Annotated in this window: 15 protein-coding genes, 1 tRNA gene and 1 pseudogene; 10 read left to right on the top strand and 7 right to left on the bottom strand. The window is 69.0% G+C overall.

Going from position 1 to position 17277, the window contains the following annotated elements:
• Positions 1-305: 305 nt before the first annotated feature.
• Together WAL33_RS13905 and WAL33_RS13910 are read right to left on the bottom strand one after the other, a co-directional pair.
• Positions 306-737, bottom strand: coding sequence for an acyl-CoA thioesterase (locus WAL33_RS13905; protein ID WP_422182113.1), 432 nt, complete (start codon positions 735-737; stop codon positions 306-308).
• On the bottom strand, positions 738-1022 hold the full coding sequence (locus tag WAL33_RS13910) for a zinc-finger domain-containing protein (RefSeq protein WP_422182114.1): 285 nt from the start codon (positions 1020-1022) through the stop codon (positions 738-740). It abuts the gene before it with no gap.
• Positions 1023-1164: 142 nt separating this feature from the next.
• Here WAL33_RS13910 and WAL33_RS13915 point away from each other — a divergent pair, with 142 nt between their 5' ends.
• The 4 genes from WAL33_RS13915 (at position 1165) to WAL33_RS13930 (ending at position 4817) form a co-directional block, all read left to right on the top strand.
• Positions 1165-2127 carry an ABC transporter ATP-binding protein gene (locus WAL33_RS13915; protein WP_422182115.1) on the top strand — a complete coding sequence of 321 codons (963 nt, stop codon included), beginning with the start codon at positions 1165-1167 and terminating at the stop codon, positions 2125-2127.
• A 171-nt stretch (positions 2128-2298) separates the two neighbouring features.
• The gene (locus WAL33_RS13920) at positions 2299-3345 is read left to right on the top strand and encodes a purine nucleoside permease (protein ID WP_422182116.1); all 1047 of its coding nucleotides are present in this window, start codon (positions 2299-2301) and stop codon (positions 3343-3345) included.
• Between the two features lie 5 nt (positions 3346-3350).
• A complete protein-coding gene (locus tag WAL33_RS13925; RefSeq protein ID WP_422182117.1) occupies positions 3351-4667 on the top strand; it encodes an NCS2 family permease in 1317 nt (438 codons plus the stop codon).
• A 73-nt stretch (positions 4668-4740) separates the two neighbouring features.
• A tRNA-Arg gene (locus WAL33_RS13930) sits at positions 4741-4817 on the top strand.
• A gap of 81 nt (positions 4818-4898) precedes the next feature.
• Here WAL33_RS13930 and WAL33_RS13935 read toward each other — a convergent pair.
• Positions 4899-6719: a tetratricopeptide repeat protein gene (locus WAL33_RS13935; protein WP_422182118.1), complete on the bottom strand. Its 1821-nt coding sequence runs from the start codon at positions 6717-6719 to the stop codon at positions 4899-4901.
• A 232-nt stretch (positions 6720-6951) separates the two neighbouring features.
• Here WAL33_RS13935 and WAL33_RS13940 point away from each other — a divergent pair, with 232 nt between their 5' ends.
• Positions 6952-7818: a dienelactone hydrolase family protein gene (locus WAL33_RS13940; RefSeq protein WP_422182119.1), complete on the top strand. Its 867-nt coding sequence runs from the start codon at positions 6952-6954 to the stop codon at positions 7816-7818.
• A gap of 151 nt (positions 7819-7969) precedes the next feature.
• On the opposite strand, the gene WAL33_RS13945 is transcribed toward WAL33_RS13940, so the two are convergent.
• Positions 7970-8896 carry a LysR family transcriptional regulator gene (locus WAL33_RS13945; RefSeq protein ID WP_422182120.1) on the bottom strand — a complete coding sequence of 309 codons (927 nt, stop codon included), beginning with the start codon at positions 8894-8896 and terminating at the stop codon, positions 7970-7972.
• Positions 8897-8995: 99 nt separating this feature from the next.
• Between WAL33_RS13945 and WAL33_RS13950 the strand changes: the two genes are divergently transcribed.
• From WAL33_RS13950 to WAL33_RS13960, 3 genes are all read left to right on the top strand, one after another.
• Positions 8996-10165, top strand: coding sequence for an MFS transporter (locus WAL33_RS13950; RefSeq protein WP_422182121.1), 1170 nt, complete (start codon positions 8996-8998; stop codon positions 10163-10165).
• A 17-nt stretch (positions 10166-10182) separates the two neighbouring features.
• Positions 10183-11217 carry an aldo/keto reductase gene (locus tag WAL33_RS13955; protein ID WP_422182122.1) on the top strand — a complete coding sequence of 345 codons (1035 nt, stop codon included), beginning with the start codon at positions 10183-10185 and terminating at the stop codon, positions 11215-11217.
• Between the two features lie 102 nt (positions 11218-11319).
• Complete coding sequence (locus tag WAL33_RS13960) at positions 11320-12237, top strand: ROK family protein (RefSeq protein WP_422182123.1); 918 nt, start codon at positions 11320-11322, stop codon at positions 12235-12237.
• Between the two features lie 146 nt (positions 12238-12383).
• Here WAL33_RS13960 and WAL33_RS13965 read toward each other — a convergent pair whose 3' ends face one another.
• On the bottom strand, positions 12384-12527 hold the full coding sequence (locus tag WAL33_RS13965) for a hypothetical protein (RefSeq protein WP_422182124.1): 144 nt from the start codon (positions 12525-12527) through the stop codon (positions 12384-12386).
• Positions 12528-12890: 363 nt separating this feature from the next.
• Here WAL33_RS13965 and WAL33_RS13970 point away from each other — a divergent pair, with 363 nt between their 5' ends.
• Entirely contained in the window at positions 12891-15362 is a 2472-nt protein-coding gene (locus tag WAL33_RS13970) for a glycoside hydrolase family 3 protein (RefSeq protein WP_422182125.1), read from the top strand.
• 184 nt (positions 15363-15546) lie between these two features.
• Positions 15547-16020: a Cys-tRNA(Pro) deacylase gene (gene ybaK, locus WAL33_RS13975; RefSeq protein ID WP_422182126.1), complete on the top strand. Its 474-nt coding sequence runs from the start codon at positions 15547-15549 to the stop codon at positions 16018-16020.
• On the opposite strand, the gene WAL33_RS13980 is transcribed toward ybaK, so the two are convergent.
• Positions 16017-16967 (bottom strand): bifunctional helix-turn-helix transcriptional regulator/GNAT family N-acetyltransferase, encoded by a 951-nt coding sequence (locus tag WAL33_RS13980; RefSeq protein ID WP_422182127.1) that lies wholly within the window; start codon positions 16965-16967, stop codon positions 16017-16019. The genes ybaK and WAL33_RS13980 overlap by 4 nt on opposite strands.
• Positions 16968-17123: 156 nt before the next feature.
• A pseudogene (locus WAL33_RS13985) lies at positions 17124-17277 on the bottom strand (MFS transporter); the annotation flags it as partial.

Here is a 17277-nt window from a genome sequence, read left to right on the forward strand (position 1 = left end):
CTTCCGGGCGACTTTGATCCTGCCCGCCCGAGGGGAAACGTCGACCGGGATGAAACAGGCCCTCAGTCATCGTCCCTTGGTCAAAACGGTTCGGCGGAGCGGTCAGGTCTAGCCGAAACGCACACACTAAACCCACGGTCATCCGGGCTGGGCCCGGACCGCTCCGCGCCTCCCCACCAGCTCGTCGCGAAAGCTCGAGGTCGTAGAGCCGTGTCTGCTCAGATCTTGCCCGCGAACACTTGCCCCCACCTGACGGCTTCGCCGTCTGTCCGCCCCCAGAGGGGGCGGAGGGCGGTCTGGCCGTCCTAAGGCAGCGGCCGCGGCTTCCGGTCCTCGCCGATGGCCACGAAGGTGAACACGCCCTGGGTCACCTTGTGGGCCTGTTCGCCGTCGCGGCGGCGGCGCCAGGCCTCGACCTCGACCTTCAGCGAGGTGCGGCCCACATGGACGATCTTGGCGAACAGGCTGACCTCGTCGCCGACGAACACCGGGCTGATGAAGGTCATGCCGTCGATGGCGATGGTGGCGCAGCGTCCGGCCGCGCGGTGGAAGGCGACCGAGGCCGCCGCCAGGTCCATCTGCGACAGCAGCCAGCCGCCGAAGATGTCGCCTTCGGGATTGGTGTCGGACGGCATGGCGATGGCCCGCAGCACCGGGGCCTCGTGGGGCCACTCGGCGGCTTCCCAGGCCTTGGCCAGGGTTTCGGCGCGCTGGGTCGTGGGGTCGGTGTCGGTCACCTAGTGGCCGCCGGAACCTTCATAGACCCCCGGGGCCAGGCGCTCGTCCTCGTCGTGGCCGACGGCGGTCGAGGCCACGAAGCGGCGGTCGCAATAGGGGCAGTCGACGAAGCCGGCCGCGCCCATTTCCAGCCAGACCCTAGGGTGGCCAAGAGCTCCGCCGACGCCCTCGCAGGCGATGCGGTGCGAACGGACCATGATGGTTTCGGGCGCGGGACCGGCGCCGACCGCGACGACGGCGGGCTCCATGGCGGTGGGAGCGGTGGACTTGGCCTTGCGCGCCATGTTCGAAAACCCTTGAAATCCAGACGCGGCCTTGGCGTGGCGGCGATGCAGGCATACCTATGGACACCTCGCGCCGCCGTCAATTCACGGTGCGCGCCTTCGTTTCCCAATACCGCTGCGAAGCGGCGCATCTGGACGCTCCATGGACCTGCCCGCGTACGCGATCGAAGCCGAAGGCCTGTTCAAGACCTATCCCGCCAGCAAGACAGCGCCCGAGAAACGGGCCCTCAACGGCATCGACCTGAAGGTGCCGCGCGGCTCGATCTTCGGCCTGCTGGGCCCGAACGGGGCGGGCAAGTCGACCTTCATCAACATCCTGGCCGGCCTGACCCGCAAGTCCAGCGGCACGGTGCGGATCTGGGGTCGCGACATCGACGAGCGGCCGCGCGACGCTCGCGCCGCCATCGGCGTGGTGCCGCAGGAACTGGCCGCCGACGTGTTCTTCACCCCGCGCGAATCGCTGGAGGTGCAGGCCGGCTTCTACGGCGTTCCCAAGAACGAGCGCCGCACCGACGAACTGCTCAACGCCCTGGGCCTGGGCGACAAGGCCGACGCCTATGTGCGCCAGCTGTCGGGCGGCATGAAGCGCCGGCTGATGGTGGCCAAGGCCATGGTCCACCAGCCGCCGGTGCTGATCCTGGACGAGCCGACCGCCGGGGTCGATGTCGAGCTGCGCCGCCAGCTGTGGAGCTATGTCACGGGGCTGAACCAGCTGGGCGTGACCATCGTGCTGACCACCCACTATCTGGAAGAAGCCCAGGAGCTGTGCGACCAGATCGCCATCGTCAATCGCGGCGAGGTGGTGGTCAACGAACCGACGGCGACCCTGCTGCGCCGCATGGACATCCGCAACGTGGTGGTCACGCCGGAAGAGCCGGTGACCGCCGCGCCGCTGCTGCCGGGCTTCGAGACCAAGCTGCGCGGGGCCGGAGCGTTCTCGGTCAGCTACCGCACTGGCCAGTCCAGCGTGGAGCAGGTGCTGGCCGCGGTCCGCGCCGAGGGCCTGAAGATCAAGGACATCGCCACCGAGGACCCGGACCTGGAGGACGTCTTCGTCTCGCTGACCTATGGCGACCCGAACGCCAAGGACCCGTTGAGGACCTAGCGGCCAAGCGCTCTTCCCTCTGTGGGGGAAGACGATCGCGAAGCGATCCGTAGGGGGCAAGTGTTCGCCGGCAAGGCGCCGGAAACTTCATCCGCCCTCTCCCGCGATCCCCGATTGCATCCTGGGCCGCATCGGTGGAGGTTCGCCGCCGGTTTTGGGCGCGAGGGCGGCATGCGGGCGTTTTTCATTCGGGTTCTGATGGCCTTGCTCTTGGCGAGCGGCCTGGGCGGCGTGGCCTTGGCCAAGCCCATCCCGATCAAGGTCGTCGTCGTCACCACCTTCGAGATCGGCGCCGACACCGGCGACATGGCCGGCGAATTCCAGCCCTGGGTCGAGGGCTGGCCGCTGAAGCACCAGATCGCCATCCCCGGCGTCCGCCACGTGGCCCGCTATTCCGACGACGGGGTGCTGGCCATCGTCAGCGACATGCGCGGCCGGACCCGCGAGAGCGTCGCGGCCCTGATCCTGTCGGACCAGTTCGATCTGACGAAAGCCTATTGGATCGTCAGCGGCATCGCCGGGGTCGATCCCAAGGTCGCCTCGCTGGGCAGCGCCGCCTGGGCCCGCTACGTGGTCGACGCCGACCCGATCTACGAGCTGGACGAGCGCGACATCCCGGCCGGCTGGCCCTATGGCCTGTATTCCAACGACGCCGAGCGCCCGAACGTGAAGGGCAAGGCCGAGGGCTCCAGCGCCATGGTCTGGACGCTGGACAAGGGGCTGGTCGACTGGGCCTACGCCCTGACCCGCGACGTCAAGCTGCCCGATTCGCCCGGTCTGCAGGCCCTGCGCGCGCCCTACAAGGGCGATCCGGAGGGCCAGCGGCCGCCGTTCGTGCTGCAGGGCGACGCCCTGGGCACGGTGCGCTTCTGGCATGGGGCGCATCGCACGCAATGGGCGCAGGACTGGGTCAAGCTCTGGACCGACGGGGCCGGAACCTTCACCATGACCGACTGCGAAGACCAGGGGATCCTCGACGTGCTCGACGCCCACGCCGCGTCCGGAAAGATCGACCGCAGGCGGGTCCTGGTGCTGCGGACCGGCAGCAACTATTCGCGCGGGCCGCAAGGCGAGCAGAGCCTGCCGCACGTGTTCCACGGCGAGGGCCTGAAGGCGAGCTTCGACTCCACGTTCCGGGTCGGCGGCGTCGTGGTCCGCGAGCTGACCACCCACTGGGACCGCTACGGAACCACCCTCCCCGCCGGCCGGAGCCAGTAGCGCCCATGCTCGAACGCGTCTTCGGCCTCAAGGCCAACGGCACCAATGTCCGCACCGAGGCGCTGGCCGGCGTCACCACCTTCATGACCATGGCCTATATCGTCGTGGTCAATCCGGCGATCCTGGGCGAGGCCGGCATGCCGGTGGCCGCCGTGGCCGCCGCCACCTGCTTGGCGGCCGGCTTCGGCTCGATCCTGATGGGGCTGATCGCCAACTATCCGCTGGCCCTGGCGCCCGGCATGGGGCTCAACGCCTATTTCACCTACACCGTGGTCAAGGGCATGGGCGTGCCGTGGGAGACGGCCCTGGGCTGCGTCTTCCTGTCGGGCGTGGCCTTCCTGGTGCTGACCCTGGTGGGCGTGCGCCAGATGATCGTGGCGGCCATTCCCAAGCCGCTGTTCTCGGCCGTCGCGGCCGGGGTGGGCCTGTTCATCGCCTTCATCGGCCTGAAGGAGGCCGGCATCATCGTCGCCAACCCGGCCACCACCGTGGCCCTGGGCGACCTGACCACCCCGACCGCCGCCGTGGCGATCATGGGTCTGATCCTGATCGCCGTGCTGCAGGCCTGGCGGGTCAAGGGCGCGATCCTGATCGGCATCCTGCTGGCCACCGCCGCCGGCTGGGCCCTGGGTCTGGCCAAGATCGCGCCGGCCACGTCCAGCCTCGCCGACCTGACGGCCACGGCGTTCAAGATGGACGTCGTCGGCGCTTTCCACCTGCAGGGCGGCATGGCGCTGGCCATGCTCGAAATCATCTTCGTCTTCCTGTTCGTCGACCTGTTCGACAATGTCGGCACCCTGGTGGCGGTGACCAAGAAGGCTGGCCTGCAGGCCCCCGACGGCTCGATCCCGCGCCTGAACCGCATCCTGCTGGCCGACTCGGCCGCCACCATGATCGGCGCCGCAGCGGGCACCTCGACGGTCACCAGTTATATCGAGAGCGCGGCGGGCGTGACGGCCGGCGGCCGCACCGGCCTGACGGCGGTGGTGGTCGGGATGCTGTTCCTGCTCACCCTGTTCTTCGCGCCCCTGGTCCAGGCCATCCCGGCCGCCGCCACGGCCCCGGCCCTGATCCTGGTGGGCGCCCTGATGATCGGCTCGCTGGTCGATGTCGACTGGGCCGACCCGACCGTGGCGATCCCGGCCTTCCTGACCCTGATCACCATCCCGCTGACCTTCTCGATCGCCAACGGCCTGGCGTTCGGCATCACCAGCTATGCGGCCCTGCGGCTGTTGACCGGCAAGATCACCAAGGGCGACTGGCTGCTGCTGATCCTGGCGGCGTTGTTCGTGGTCCGCTTCGTCTATCTGGCGAAAGGCTGACCCGAAAGCCCCGCAAAGACCCGTTTGCGCCAGCGCGGCCTTTCGGCTAAGACCGCGCTTCCGCAAGGCGGAAGCACCCGTAGCTCAGCTGGATAGAGCGTTGCCCTCCGAAGGCAAAGGTCACACGTTCGAATCGTGTCGGGTGCGCCAATCTTCAAAACATCGCTGAAAACGCCGGGGTTGCGCCGTTTGGCGGACCGTCTTCGCCGGCAGAACGTCGCGGCCTCCGGGTCACACCGTCGGCGGGACGTCTTGCCGTGAGACCTCGGCTCCCAAGGCCTTGGCGACCTCGGCCATCACCCCGCTCCAATCGACATAGTCCGGCGTGGAGAAGCAGCGCGCCTGGGGGTACCAGGGATAGTTCTGGGCGCCGAGCCGGGTCCAGGCGGCCGTTCCCGTGAGCAGCCAGACCGGGGCCCCGCACGCGCCGGCCAGGTTGAAAGTGGCGTTGGAAAAGCCGATCACCAGGTCCATGGCGCAGCAGAGGGCCGCGACGTCGTCGAGGTCGTATTTCAGGTCGATCCCCGGGGGCCGCCAGATGTCGACGCCGAAGTCCTGGCGGGCCTGAGCGATCTCGGCCTCGCAGTCGCCGTACTGCAGGTTGACGAAGGTGATCCCCGACGTCTCCAGGATCGGCCGCCATTGCTCGAACGGTGAGAACTGGCGTCCTCGATCCGCCCGGAGGTTGAGGCTCTTCCACAGCAGGCCGACCTTGGGCCCAGGGATCGAGGCGAGACTCTGTCGCCAGTGCGACACGCGTTCAGGGTCAGGGACCAGGAATGACCGCGCCTGGGGGAACGACTCCACGGTCGCCCGAAAGGTGCTCATCAGAGACCCGAGCGGCGTCCAAAGATCGATCGCGGCCCAGTCCTCCACGGACGGCGCCGTCCAGAACATCCGGCCGTCATGCTTGACCGTGCGGTGCGGCACGACGGTGGCCCGGGGGAAGCTCCGCTGAAACAGCGGGACCAGCCGATATTCCACCGCGACGCTCAGCAGGCTCTCGTCGCCGATCGCGGCGATGACGTCGCGCAGGACATTGGCGAACAACACCTCGTCGCCCAGCCCCTGCTCGCCGCAAACCAGCAGGCGCTTGCCGGCCAGGCTCTCGCCCGGCGTCCAGCGCGGCCGATCGATCAGGAAGGTCGCGACCGACATCAGGTCCGGCGACAGCCGCGCCTCATAGGCCTCCCAGCCTTCGCGCAGGCGGCCCAGGGCCAGCAACACCGTCGCGCGCGTGAAGCGCATGGTGGCCTGGTCGTTGGCGTCCGAGTTTTCCCAAAGGCGCAGCGCCGCCTCGCAGTCCTCCAGCGCGCCGGCGACATCGCCGAGGTCCAGACGCGCATAGGCGCGATTGTGGTGGGCCTTGCCGTAGGTGGGTTGCAGCCGCAGCGCCTCGTCGAAGAAGGTGAGCGAGGTCGCGCTGTCGCCCCGGCTGACGAGCACCGTGCCGAGCGTGTTCCAGAGGGTCTGGGCGTGCGGATGGTCCTGAAGGGCCGAACGCAGCAGATCGATCGCCTCGTCGAACCGGTTGCTGTCGCGCAGCGCGCAGGCCAGATTGTTCAGGGTTTCCAGATCCCCGGGACGGCTCTGCAGGGCGTGCTGGAAGAACTGGGCCGCGAGCTCCGGCATGTCCAGGTGGAAGGCGAGGCGGCCCAGATCGCAGGCGACCGGCGTCGGATTCGGCAGCAGTTGCAGCGCCGCCTCGTAGCAGCGCATCGAGCTGCCGAAATCGCCCAGCTTTTCCCGTGAGACGCCCAGGATGTGCCACGCCACGCCGGTCTGCCCGTCGCGGGCCAGCGCCTCCAGCGCCAACTGTTCGCCGCGGGCGTAGTCGCGAGCGTGGATCGCCGCGATCGCGTGATTGAGCAACTGGGCCACATCGAGGTCTTGTACGTCGCCGACGGCGGTCTTTATCTCGTCCAGGGCTTCGGCGGAGGCCGCGTCGCCCAGGACCGGCGCGGCGAGGCCTGCCCGCGCAACCGGCGAGACCGTCTCGGAGTCGGTCGCCAGGGAACCCGCTGAATCGGGAAAAGAGCGGTCGCCTGACATGAGATCGGCCCGTGTATTGAACGTGAAAGCTCTGGGACAGTACGATTAAGCGAGTCTGAAGACACGGACGCCCTGCAGGCGGGGTTCGGTTTCACCCGGCCCCTCGCCAGGACCGCTGGGCGGCGACCATGTTGCGCCATTGAAACATTCCAGGCGTTCAGTCATGCGGTAATGGGTTCACCACGAGGGCTCGCACCTATGGCTCCCTCCCGCCTCGACGGAGAATGCTCGCATGTGTGATGACGATATCCACCCGGGTCTGGTTCACGATCTTCGCCTTTCGCGCCGCACCTTTGGCCTGGCCGCCGCCGCGCTGGGCGGGGTCGCCGCGACCGCCGCCGGGGCGCAGAGCCCGGTGGTCGAGAAGGACGTCGAGATCAGGACGGCCGACGGCGTGGCCGACGCCGCCCTCTACTACCCCGAAGGCAAGGCGAAATGGCCGGCGGTGCTGATCTGGCCCGACGTGCTGAGCCTGCGCCCGGCGTTCCGCGACATGGGCAGGCGGCTGGCCGCGGCCGGCTATGTGGTGCTGGTCCCCAACCTCTATTATCGGGTCAAGAAGGCGCCGGTGATCGACGGGACCTTCGACTTCTCCAAGCCCGACGACCGCGAAAAGCTGACCCCGATGCGGGCGACGGTGACACCGGAGGGCACGGACCGCGACGCGGCGGCCTATGTCGCCTTCCTCGACGCCCAGGCCCAGACCAACAAGGCCAGGAAGGTCGGCGTCCAGGGCTATTGCATGGGCGGGCCTCTGTCGTTCCGCACCGCCGCGGCCGCGCCTGACCGGATCGCGGCCGTGGCCAGCTTCCATGGGGGCGGTCTGTTCACCGACCAGCCGACCAGCCCGCACCTGCTGATCGCCAAGACCCACGCCGACTATCTGATCTGCGTCGCCGACAACGACGACAAGCAGGACCCGACCGTGAAGGACAAGCTGAAGGCGGCTTTCGCGGAGGCCAAGCGTCCGGCCAAGATCGAGGTCTACGAAGGCGCGGCCCACGGTTGGACCGTCAAGGGCAGCCAGGTCTACAACGAGCCCGCCGCCGAGAAGGCCTGGGCCGAGCTGCTGGCTCTGTACAAGAAGGCCTTGGCCTAGCGGTTCAAAAAAAGGAGCGTGGCGCCAGAAAGCTTTCGGGGCGCCACGCTCCAGGATCCGAGGTCGATGGCGAGCGGGAGGTCGGCTCGGCGGCCATCACGCCTCGGCCAGGGCCCGACCGACGCGGTCTAGGTCGATCCGGCGACCGTCCCTAAACCGAGGCCCTAGTCGGCGCGTGCAGATCGACTTCCGCGACCAGGAAGTCGATCAACGCCCGCACCCGGCTGGGCAGCTGGCCGCCGTGGCCGACATAGACCGCGTGGATCTCCTCGACGTCGCCGGGATTGTAGGTCTCCAGCACGGGAACCAGCCGGCCGGCGGCGATGTCGCCGCCGATGTGGAAGTGGGCCAGCCGGGCCAGCCCCTGGCCGACCAGGGCCAGCTGACGCGCGGTCTCGCCGTCGCCGGCGGTGGCGTCGCCATGGATCGGCAGGGACAGCCGCTGGTCGCCGTCGATGAAGGACCATTTGTCGCAATGGCGGGCGAAGTTGAAGCCGACGCCGTTGTGGGCCGCCAGGTCGCGCGGGGTCTTCGGGGTCCCGTGTCGGGCCAGGTAGGCGGGCGAGGCCACCACGGCCATCGGGCTTTCGCCCAGCTTGCGGGCCATGAGCTGCGAGGCCCGCAACGGACCCACGCGGATCGCGACGTCGGTGCGGGCGTCCATCAGGTCCACGACCGTGTCGCTGAGCACGATGTCGAGGATCACCTTCGGATAGAGCGCCGAGAACTTCGGCACCAGCGGCAGCAAGTGGTGCAGGCCGAACGGCACGTTGGAATTGATCCGCACCCGGCCGCGCGGGCTGGTGCTGGCGGCCACGGCGCTCTCGGCCTCGTCCAGGTCGGCCAGCACCCGCAGCGTCCGCTCGTGGAACTGCTCGCCCTCGGCCGTCAGGGTCAGCTTGCGGGTCGAGCGGTTGATCAGCCGCGCGCCCAGCCGGGACTCCATCCGGCTGATCAGCTTGCTGACCGCCGAGGGCGTCATCTTCAGGGCGCGGGCCGCCGGCGAGAAGCCGCCCAGCTCCACGGCCCGGGCGAACACCTCCATCTCGCCCGAGCGGTTGATCTCCAGCCTGGCCATCTTTGACTTGAACTCACAGATCTCTGTCTTTCCGACAGTCTAGTTCATAGGATGGGGAGGGACTACCTCAGCGGCTCGAAATCGTTCCGGAGCCCGCCCGTGCCTCTTGCCCTCTACGCCCTGACCGTCGGCGCCTTCGGGATCGGCGTCACCGAATTCGTGATCATGGGCCTGCTGATGCAGGTCTCGGCCGATCTGGGGGTCTCGATCCCGCAGGCCGGCCTGCTGATGACCGGCTATGCCCTGGGCGTGTTCGTCGGCGCGCCGATCCTGACGATCGCCACCCGCCGTCTGCCACGCAAGACCACGCTGCTGGTGCTGATGGCCATCTTCACGATCGGCAACGTCGCGGCCGCCCTGGCCCCGACCTATGGCCTGCTGATGGCCGCGCGGATCGTCACCGCCTTGGCGCACGGGACCTTCTTCGGCGTCGGCTCGCTGGTCGCCGTCAGCCTGGTGGCGCCCCAGCGCAAGGCCTCGGCCATCGCCGTCATGTTCACCGGCCTGACCCTGGCCACCCTGCTGGGCGTGCCGTTCGGCTCGTGGTTGGGCCTGGCCTTCGGCTGGCGCGCCACCTTCTGGGCCGTGGGCGCGATCGGCCTGGTCGCCTTCGCCGTGCTGGCCGCCTTGGTTCCCCGCGAGAAGGAGACCGCCGAGCCGGCCCCGCTGCGCGAGGAGTTCGCCGTCCTGACCCGCCCGCAGGTGCAGATGGGTCTGGTGATGACGGTCCTGGGCTTTGGCGGGGTGTTCGCGGTCTTCACCTACATCCAGCCGATCCTGACGCAGCTGGCCGGCTTCTCGAAGGAAGCGGTGTCGCCGATCCTGCTGGTGTTCGGCGCGGGCCTAGTCGGCGGCAACCTGGTCGGCGGACGCTGGGCCGACAAGGCCCTGGCGCCGGCCCTGCTGGGAACCCTGGCGATCCTGACCCTGGTGATGGTCGCCTCGGCCTTCGGCTTCCATGACCGGATCGGGGCGGTGATCGCCGCCTTCGGCCTGGGCGCGGCCGCCTTCGCCACCGTCGCCCCCCTGCAGATGCGAGTGCTGTCGCAGGCCGGCGGCGCGGGCCAGGGCCTGGCCTCCAGCCTGAACATCGCGGCCTTCAACCTGGGCAACGCGTTCGGCGCCTGGCTCGGCGGGGCGGTGATCGCCCACGGTCCCGGCCTGGCCTCGGTGCCCTTGATAGCCGCCGCCGTGCCCCTGTCGGCCCTTGCCCTGGCCGCCTTCAGCCTCTCTCTTGAGCGCCGCACCCTCCGCGTCGCCGCCCTCTGACCAAAGGACGCCGGATCATGGAATACCGCCAACTCGGATCGTCGGACCTGAAGGTTCCGGCCCTCAGCTTCGGCGCGGGCACCTTCGGCGGCCAGGGGCCGCTGTTCAGCGCCTGGGGCGACACCGACGCCGCCCAGGCCCGCCGCCTGATCGAGATCTGCCTCGAAGCCGGGGTGAACCTGTTCGACACCGCCGACGTCTATTCGAACGGCGCCTCCGAAGAGATCCTCGGCGCGGCGCTGGAAGGCCTGCGCGACCAGGCGCTGATCTCGACCAAGATCGGCCTGCCGACCGGCGGCGGCCCGCTGGATCGTGGGACCTCTCGCCTTCGGCTGGTGAGCGGTGTCGAGGCGGCGCTCAAGCGCCTGCGCACCGATCGCATCGACCTGCTGCAGTTGCACGCCTTCGACGCCTTCACTCCGATCGAGGAGGTGCTGGAGGCCCTCGACGACCTAGTGCGGGCCGGCAAGGTGCTGCATGTCGGCGTATCCAACTTCTCCGGCTGGCAGTTGATGAAATCGCTGGCCCTCGCCGACCAGCACGGCTGGCCGCGCTATGTCGCCAATCAAGTCTACTACTCGCTGGTCGGTCGCGACTACGAGCACGAGCTGATGCCGTTGGGGATCGACCAGGGGGTCGGGGCCATGGTCTGGAGCCCGCTGGGCTGGGGCCGGCTGACCGGCAAGATTCGTCGCGGCCAGCCCTTGCCCAAGGTCAGTCGCCTGCATGACACCGCCGACATCGGCCCGCCGATCGACGATGAGCGGCTCTATGCGGTGATCGACGTGCTGGACGACATCGCCGCCGAAACCGGCAAGGCCCTGCCGCAGATCGCCATCAACTGGCTGCTGCGCCGGCCGACGGTGTCCAGCGTGATCGTCGGGGCCCGCAACGAGGCGCAGCTGCGCCAGAACCTCGGCGCCGTCGGCTGGAGCCTGACGCCCGAGCAGGTGGCGCGCCTGGACGCGGCCAGCGCCGTGACCCCGGCCTATCCGCACTATCCCTACTGGCGCGAGGGCGGCTTCAAGATGGTCAATCCGCCGCCGGTCTAGGGGCCGCCGGCCTCGGATAATTTAATTGCCTTCCTTATTGGAGGCTGCTGACCTGGGGCGACATCGGCGGCGCGCGTGCTCCGAGGGAGCGGAGGAAGCGGCTTGATTCAGGTCGGGGTGGATTTTGGCGGTACGAAGATTGAGGCCGCCGCCCTGTCGCCGGACGGCCGGTTCCTGGCCCGCGTGCGAGCGCCCAATCCCGGGTCCTACGACGCGGCCATCGCCACGGTCCGTGACCTGATCGAGGAGGCTGAACGACAGGCCGGCGGCCGCGGCTCGATCGGGGTCGGCGCGCCCGGCTCGGTGTCGCCGCGCACCGGCGTGATGCGCAACGCCAATTCCACCTGGCTGAACGGCCGCCGGTTCCGCGAGGATCTGGAGGCGGGGCTGGGACGTCCGGTGCGGCTGGCCAACGACGCCAATTGCCTGGCCCTGTCCGAAGCCGTTGACGGCGCGGCGGCGGGTCTGGCCGGCGTGTTCGCCGTGATCATCGGCACCGGCTGCGGCGGCGGTCTGGCCATCGAGGGCAGGCTGGTTGAAGGCGCCAACGGCCTGGCCGGCGAGTGGGGCCATACGCCCCTGCCTTGGCCCAAGCCGGAGGAATCGCCCGGTCCGGCCTGCTGGTGCGGTCGACACGGGTGCCTGGAGACCTGGATTTCCGGCACCGGCTTTCGCCGCGACCACGCCGAACGCACGGGCCAGGCCCTGAGCGGCGAAGAGATCATCGCCGCCGCCCGGACCGGCGACGCGCGGGCGGCCGCCAGTTTCGACCGCTATCTGGACCGCCTTGGCCGAGGTCTGGCGGTGATCTGCGACATCGTCGATCCTGACGCCTTCGTGTTCGGCGGCGGTTTGTCGAACGTCGCCGAGCTCTATGAGCGCCTGCCGGCCTTCATCGAGCCGCACGTATTTTCAGACGGCTGGAACGCCCGGCTGGCCCCGGCCCAATGGGGGGATTCCTCCGGCGTACGCGGCGCCGCGCGCCTGTGGACTGCGGCTGAGGCGGCGGCCTTGCCGTGACCCGACCGATGCGCCCCTGAAGACAAGATCGGCTCACGGAGGCCGGCCAGAGGCGGAAGACGTGACGACCCTGTTCGCAGTGTCGTTGTGACCATCCAGATGGTCGGCTCGCCGGTCGGCGTCCAAGCATCATCCGTGTGCGGATTTCACAACGTGAACCCGATCGGCGTGCCGATGGGCAGGGCGTCCATCCGCAATCCCAAACGCCGCTGGTGGCGGATCGGGATCGTCGGGTCGTCGTCGAGGTGATGGCGGCCTGAAGCCTCGGGGCGTCGATTTGGCTTCGACATTCAGGCAGGTTCAGCAAGGTACCGCTATCAAACATCTGGACAGCGCTGTCAATCCGTGGTGCAGTCTGGACCGCAAAGAGGGGCGTCGGCCCCCATGTCAGGGAAGGGAACGCCCATACCACGCTCGCGCGCCCGATAGGGGCGAGCGGCGTCCACGCCATTCAGATCCATCCCGCTCCAGCGCCGCTCCATCGGCGGGGATGACGCACCTTCGTCGACCCTCTGGCGTCGGTGCGACTGGATCCCCTTCATCGGGGGCTCTCCAAACTCCGGCGCGACGACGTTCTCCCCGTCGCGCCGGTTTTTTGCCGCGCAATGTCCGCCCGCGCTCTTGTCGCCCGGGCCGCTTCTTGAAGGTGTTGAATGACCGTTCGCCCCCGCCGCCTTCTGATCTCGGCGCTTGTCGCCTCGACCGGCTTGGCCGGCGCGCCTGCTCTCGCCCAATCCAGTCCAGGCCTGACCTCGATCGCCCATCCGGCCCAGTGGCCCGCGGCGGCCAGCCCGGCGGCGATCACCGACGCCAAGACCGAGGCCTTCATCACCCAGCTGATGGCCAAGATGAGCGTGGAGGAGAAGGTCGGTCAGACCATCCAGGGCGACATCGCCTCGATGACCCCGGCCGATCTTGAAAAGTACCCGCTGGGCTCGATCCTGGCCGGCGGCAACTCCGCGCCCGGCGGCGATGACCGCGCCCCGCCCAAGGCCTGGATCGACCTGGTCGACGCCTATCGTAAGGAAGCCCTGGCCGCGCGGCCGGGCCACACCCCGATCCCGATCCTGTTCGGCATCGACGCCGTGCACGGCCACAACAACATCGTCGGGGCGACGATCTTTCCGCACAATATCGGCCTGGGCGCCGCGCGTGACCCGGCCCTGATCCGCCGCATCGGTCAGGCGACGGCGCAAGAGGTGGCCGCTGTCGGCGGCGACTGGACCTTCGGCCCCACCGTGGCCGTGCCCCGCGACGACCGCTGGGGCCGCAGCTACGAGGGCTATGCCGAAGACCCCGAAGTCGTGAAATCCTATTCCGGCCCCATGACCCTGGGCCTGCAAGGCGAGCTCAAGCCCGGCCAGACCTTGGGGGCGGGCCACATCGCCGGCTCGGCCAAGCACTTCCTGGCCGACGGCGGCACCGACGGCGGCCAAGACCAAGGCGACGCCAAGATCTCCGAGGCCGAACTGGTCGCGATCCACGCCCAGGGCTACCCGCCCAGCATCGACGCCGGCATCCTGACGGTGATGGCCTCGTTCTCCAGCTGGAACGGCCAGAAGATCACCGGCAACAAGACCCTGCTGACCGACGTGCTGAAGGGGCGGATGGGTTTCCAGGGCTTCGTGGTCAGCGATTGGAACGCCCACGGACAATTGCCCGGCTGCACCACCGCCAGCTGTCCGCAAGCGATGAACGCCGGGCTCGACATGTACATGGCGCCCGACAGCTGGAAGGGCCTGTTCGACAACACCGTGGCCCAGGTGAAATCGGGCGAGATCCCGATGGCGCGGCTGGACGACGCCGTGCGGCGGATCCTGCGGGTCAAGGTCAAGACGGGACTGTTCGAGCGCGGCGCGCCCACCCTGCAGGGCCAGCTCGATCGGCTCGGCGCGGTCGAGCATCGCATGCTCGCCCGCGAGGCGGTGGCCAAGTCGCTGGTGCTGCTGAAGAACAACGGCGTGCTGCCGGTCAAGCCGGGCGCCAAGGTGCTGGTGGCCGGCGCCGCGGACGACATCGGCAAGGCCTCGGGCGGCTGGACGCTGACCTGGCAGGGCACCGGCAACAAGAACAGCGACTTCCCGCGCGGCCAGTCGATCTGGGGCGGGATCGAGCAGGCGGTGAAGGCGGCCGGCGGCCAGGCCGAGCTGGCGACCGACGGCCGGTTCAAGACCAAGCCCGACGTCGCCATCGTCGTGTTCGGCGAAAATCCCTATGCCGAGTTCCAGGGCGATGTCGCCAACCTCGGCTACCAGCTGGGCGACAAGACCGACCTGGCGCTGCTCAAGACGCTGAAGGCGCAGGGCGTCCCGGTGGTGTCGGTGTTCCTGTCGGGCCGCCCCCTTTGGGTGAACCCCGAGATCAACGCCTCGGACGCCTTCGTCGCCGCCTGGCTGCCGGGCAGCGAAGGAGGCGGGGTCGCTGATGTGCTCGTGGCCGGCAAGGACGGCAAGTCCAAGCGCGACTTCCAGGGCAAGCTGGGCTTCTCCTGGCCCAAGCGCGCCGACCAGGGCCCGTTGAATCGCGGCCAGCCCGGCTACGACCCGCAATTCGCCTATGGCTACGGCCTGTCCTACGCCAAGCCCGCCGCAGTCGCCGCCTTGCCAGAAGACCCGGGCAACGCCGCCGCCGCCGGCAGCGTCGACCGCTACTTCGTGGACGGTCGCCTGCCCGCGCCCTGGCGGATGGACTTCCTGGGAGCGGGCGCGATCAAGACGATCGACGCCGGAGCCCAAGAAAACGGCCGCCAGGCCACCTGGACGGGTCAGGGGACGCTGGCCGTCCACGGCCCCGCGGTCGACCTGTCGCGCCAGACCACCGGCGACATGGCGGTGCTGATCCGCTACCGGATCGACGCCGCGCCGACCGGGCCGGTGTCGATGGGCGTCGGCTGCAGCGACGACGCCTCGTGCGGCGGGACGGTGGACGTCTCCAGCCTGCTGAGGGCCGACAAGCCAGGCGAGTGGCGCAGTGTGAAGATCAGGCTGTCCTGCTTCCAGGCGGCCGGAGCGAAGATGGACCACGTCACCGCCCCGTTCGCGGTCAGCACCAACGGACCGTTCTCACTGTCGCTGACCGAGGTGCGTCTGGCCTCCAACGAGGGCGACGCGATCTGCCCGAAATAGGTTGGTCGTGCGCGGTGCGTGGCCCTCGTCCTTCGACAAGCTCAGAATGAGGACCAATTCATAGGCCGCGACAGTCGAAAACCTCATCCTGAGCTTGTCGAAGGACGAGGTTTTCGCCCGACCTTCGCCGGCGAACTGTCCTTCGACTCTGGCCGGCCACAGGCGGGCTTGGCATAGTGGCGCCATGTCCCGCACCACGCCCGCCACCCTCGCCCTGACCAAGGCCGGGGTCGATTTCACGGTCCACGCCTACGACTACGATCCGGACGCCGACAGCATCGGCCTGGCCGCCGCCGCGGCGCTGGGCGAGGACCCTGGTCGGGTGCTCAAGACCCTGATGGCCCTGGTCGACGGCAAGCCGGTGCTGGTCATCGCGCCCTCCGATCGCGAGGTGGCCATGAAGAAGCTGGCGGCGGCCGCCGGCGGCAAGTCGGCCCAGATGATGAAGCCCGCCGACGCCGAGCGGATCAGCGGCTACAAGGTCGGCGGCATCAGTCCGTTCGGCCAGCGCAAGCCTCTGCCCGTGGTGATCGAGGCCGACGCCCTGACCCACACCTACGTCTACATCAACGGCGGCCAGCGGGGGCTGCAGGTGCGGCTGGACCCGAACGCGGCGCGGGAGGTGCTCAAGGCCGTGGCGGCGGGGGTTTCGGTTTAGGCCCGATACCGCATCGCCACGTCGCAGCGCTCATACCGACTGCCGAACAGCGCCATGACCTCGGCGTCGTGCTGGAAACCCAGCTTCTCGTACAGGTGGATCGCCGGCCCGCATTTCCTGTTGGTCAGCAGGTAGAGCCGGTCGGCCACGCCCATGGCCTTGGCCCGCTGCAGCGCCGCGGCCAGCAGGAACTCGCCGACCTTGCGACCGCGCGCGGCCTCCAGGACGCCCATCTTGGTCAGCTCGAACCAGCCGTCCTTCATCTTCATGATGGCGCAGGTTCCCACCACGCCCAGGTCCGGCGTCTGGGCGAACAGCACCGCGCCGCCCTTGTCGAGGATCAGCGCGCGCGGGTTCTCCAGCAGCGTGACGTCGTTCTCCTCGAGGGTGAACATCTGCGAGATCCACGCGGCGTTGATGTCGTGGAACGCCTGGGCCAGGTCGTCGGAGAAGTCGCGGATCGCCATGTCGGGAGTCATCACCCGGTCCACGAGCGAGCGGCGGTCCAGCTCGGCTTCGATCATCGCGATCTCCTTCAGAAGAGCGGCGTGGCGGCCGCCGCACAGCGACACGGCGGCGGCCTCGACCTTGGGCCACAGGTCGCGCTCCAGCCGGTCCATCAGCGCCTCGCCGTCGGCGCTCAGCGACAGCAGCTTCTGGCGCTGGTCGCGCCCCTCACGGCTGACATCGATCAGGCCCTGCTCGATCAGGGCTTGGATGGCGCGGGTGGCGGTGGGCTGGCTGAGCCGCAGATGCTGGGCGACGCCGCCCACGGTCTGCGGGCCCTGCCGGCGCAGCACGGCCAGGAACGGCTGCTGGGCCGGCTGGATGGGCAGGTCCATGGCCTGGAGGGTGGCGGCTGCGTCGGCCTGCAGCCGATCGGCCAGCCGCTTCATCCGGCTGCCCAGGAAGGTCACGCCCAGGTCGGCGAGGGTGTCGGGGATCATGGCGCGCCTCATACATATAGCACGCTATATGTATGCCTATGCATAGTCTCGCGCAAGCACCGGCGCGAACCCGCGAGGGTCGGCGTCGCCGCCGCCCAGGGCGATGCGGCGGCAAAGCGCCATGCGGATCCACTTCGTCAGTGGCCGGACCTATGTCTATGACGCGCCGGCGTTGGTCCGGGTCCTGTCCAACCGGGCCATGGCGTAGAAGACCAGCACGCTGGTCACCAGCAGGACGGCGGCCAGGGCGAGCATGGGCGCCAGATTGCTGCCCGTCGCGTCGCGCACCAGCGGCACCAGGTTCTGGGCG

Source organism: Caulobacter sp. (assembly GCF_049283275.1).
Lineage (GTDB): Bacteria > Pseudomonadota > Alphaproteobacteria > Caulobacterales > Caulobacteraceae > Caulobacter.

Coding starts and splice junctions, on each gene's coding strand:
- WAL33_RS13910 (WP_422182114.1), bottom strand. CDS start 1,022: ATGGCGCGCAAGGCCAAGTCCACCGCTCCCACCGCCATGGAGCCCGCC.
- WAL33_RS13915 (WP_422182115.1), top strand. CDS start 1,165: ATGGACCTGCCCGCGTACGCGATCGAAGCCGAAGGCCTGTTCAAGACC.
- WAL33_RS13920 (WP_422182116.1), top strand. CDS start 2,299: ATGCGGGCGTTTTTCATTCGGGTTCTGATGGCCTTGCTCTTGGCGAGC.
- WAL33_RS13925 (WP_422182117.1), top strand. CDS start 3,351: ATGCTCGAACGCGTCTTCGGCCTCAAGGCCAACGGCACCAATGTCCGC.
- WAL33_RS13935 (WP_422182118.1), bottom strand. CDS start 6,719: ATGTCAGGCGACCGCTCTTTTCCCGATTCAGCGGGTTCCCTGGCGACC.
- WAL33_RS13940 (WP_422182119.1), top strand. CDS start 6,952: ATGTGTGATGACGATATCCACCCGGGTCTGGTTCACGATCTTCGCCTT.
- WAL33_RS13945 (WP_422182120.1), bottom strand. CDS start 8,896: ATGGCCAGGCTGGAGATCAACCGCTCGGGCGAGATGGAGGTGTTCGCC.
- WAL33_RS13955 (WP_422182122.1), top strand. CDS start 10,183: ATGGAATACCGCCAACTCGGATCGTCGGACCTGAAGGTTCCGGCCCTC.
- WAL33_RS13965 (WP_422182124.1), bottom strand. CDS start 12,527: ATGTCGAAGCCAAATCGACGCCCCGAGGCTTCAGGCCGCCATCACCTC.
- WAL33_RS13970 (WP_422182125.1), top strand. CDS start 12,891: ATGACCGTTCGCCCCCGCCGCCTTCTGATCTCGGCGCTTGTCGCCTCG.
- ybaK (WP_422182126.1), top strand. CDS start 15,547: ATGTCCCGCACCACGCCCGCCACCCTCGCCCTGACCAAGGCCGGGGTC.
- WAL33_RS13980 (WP_422182127.1), bottom strand. CDS start 16,967: ATGATCCCCGACACCCTCGCCGACCTGGGCGTGACCTTCCTGGGCAGC.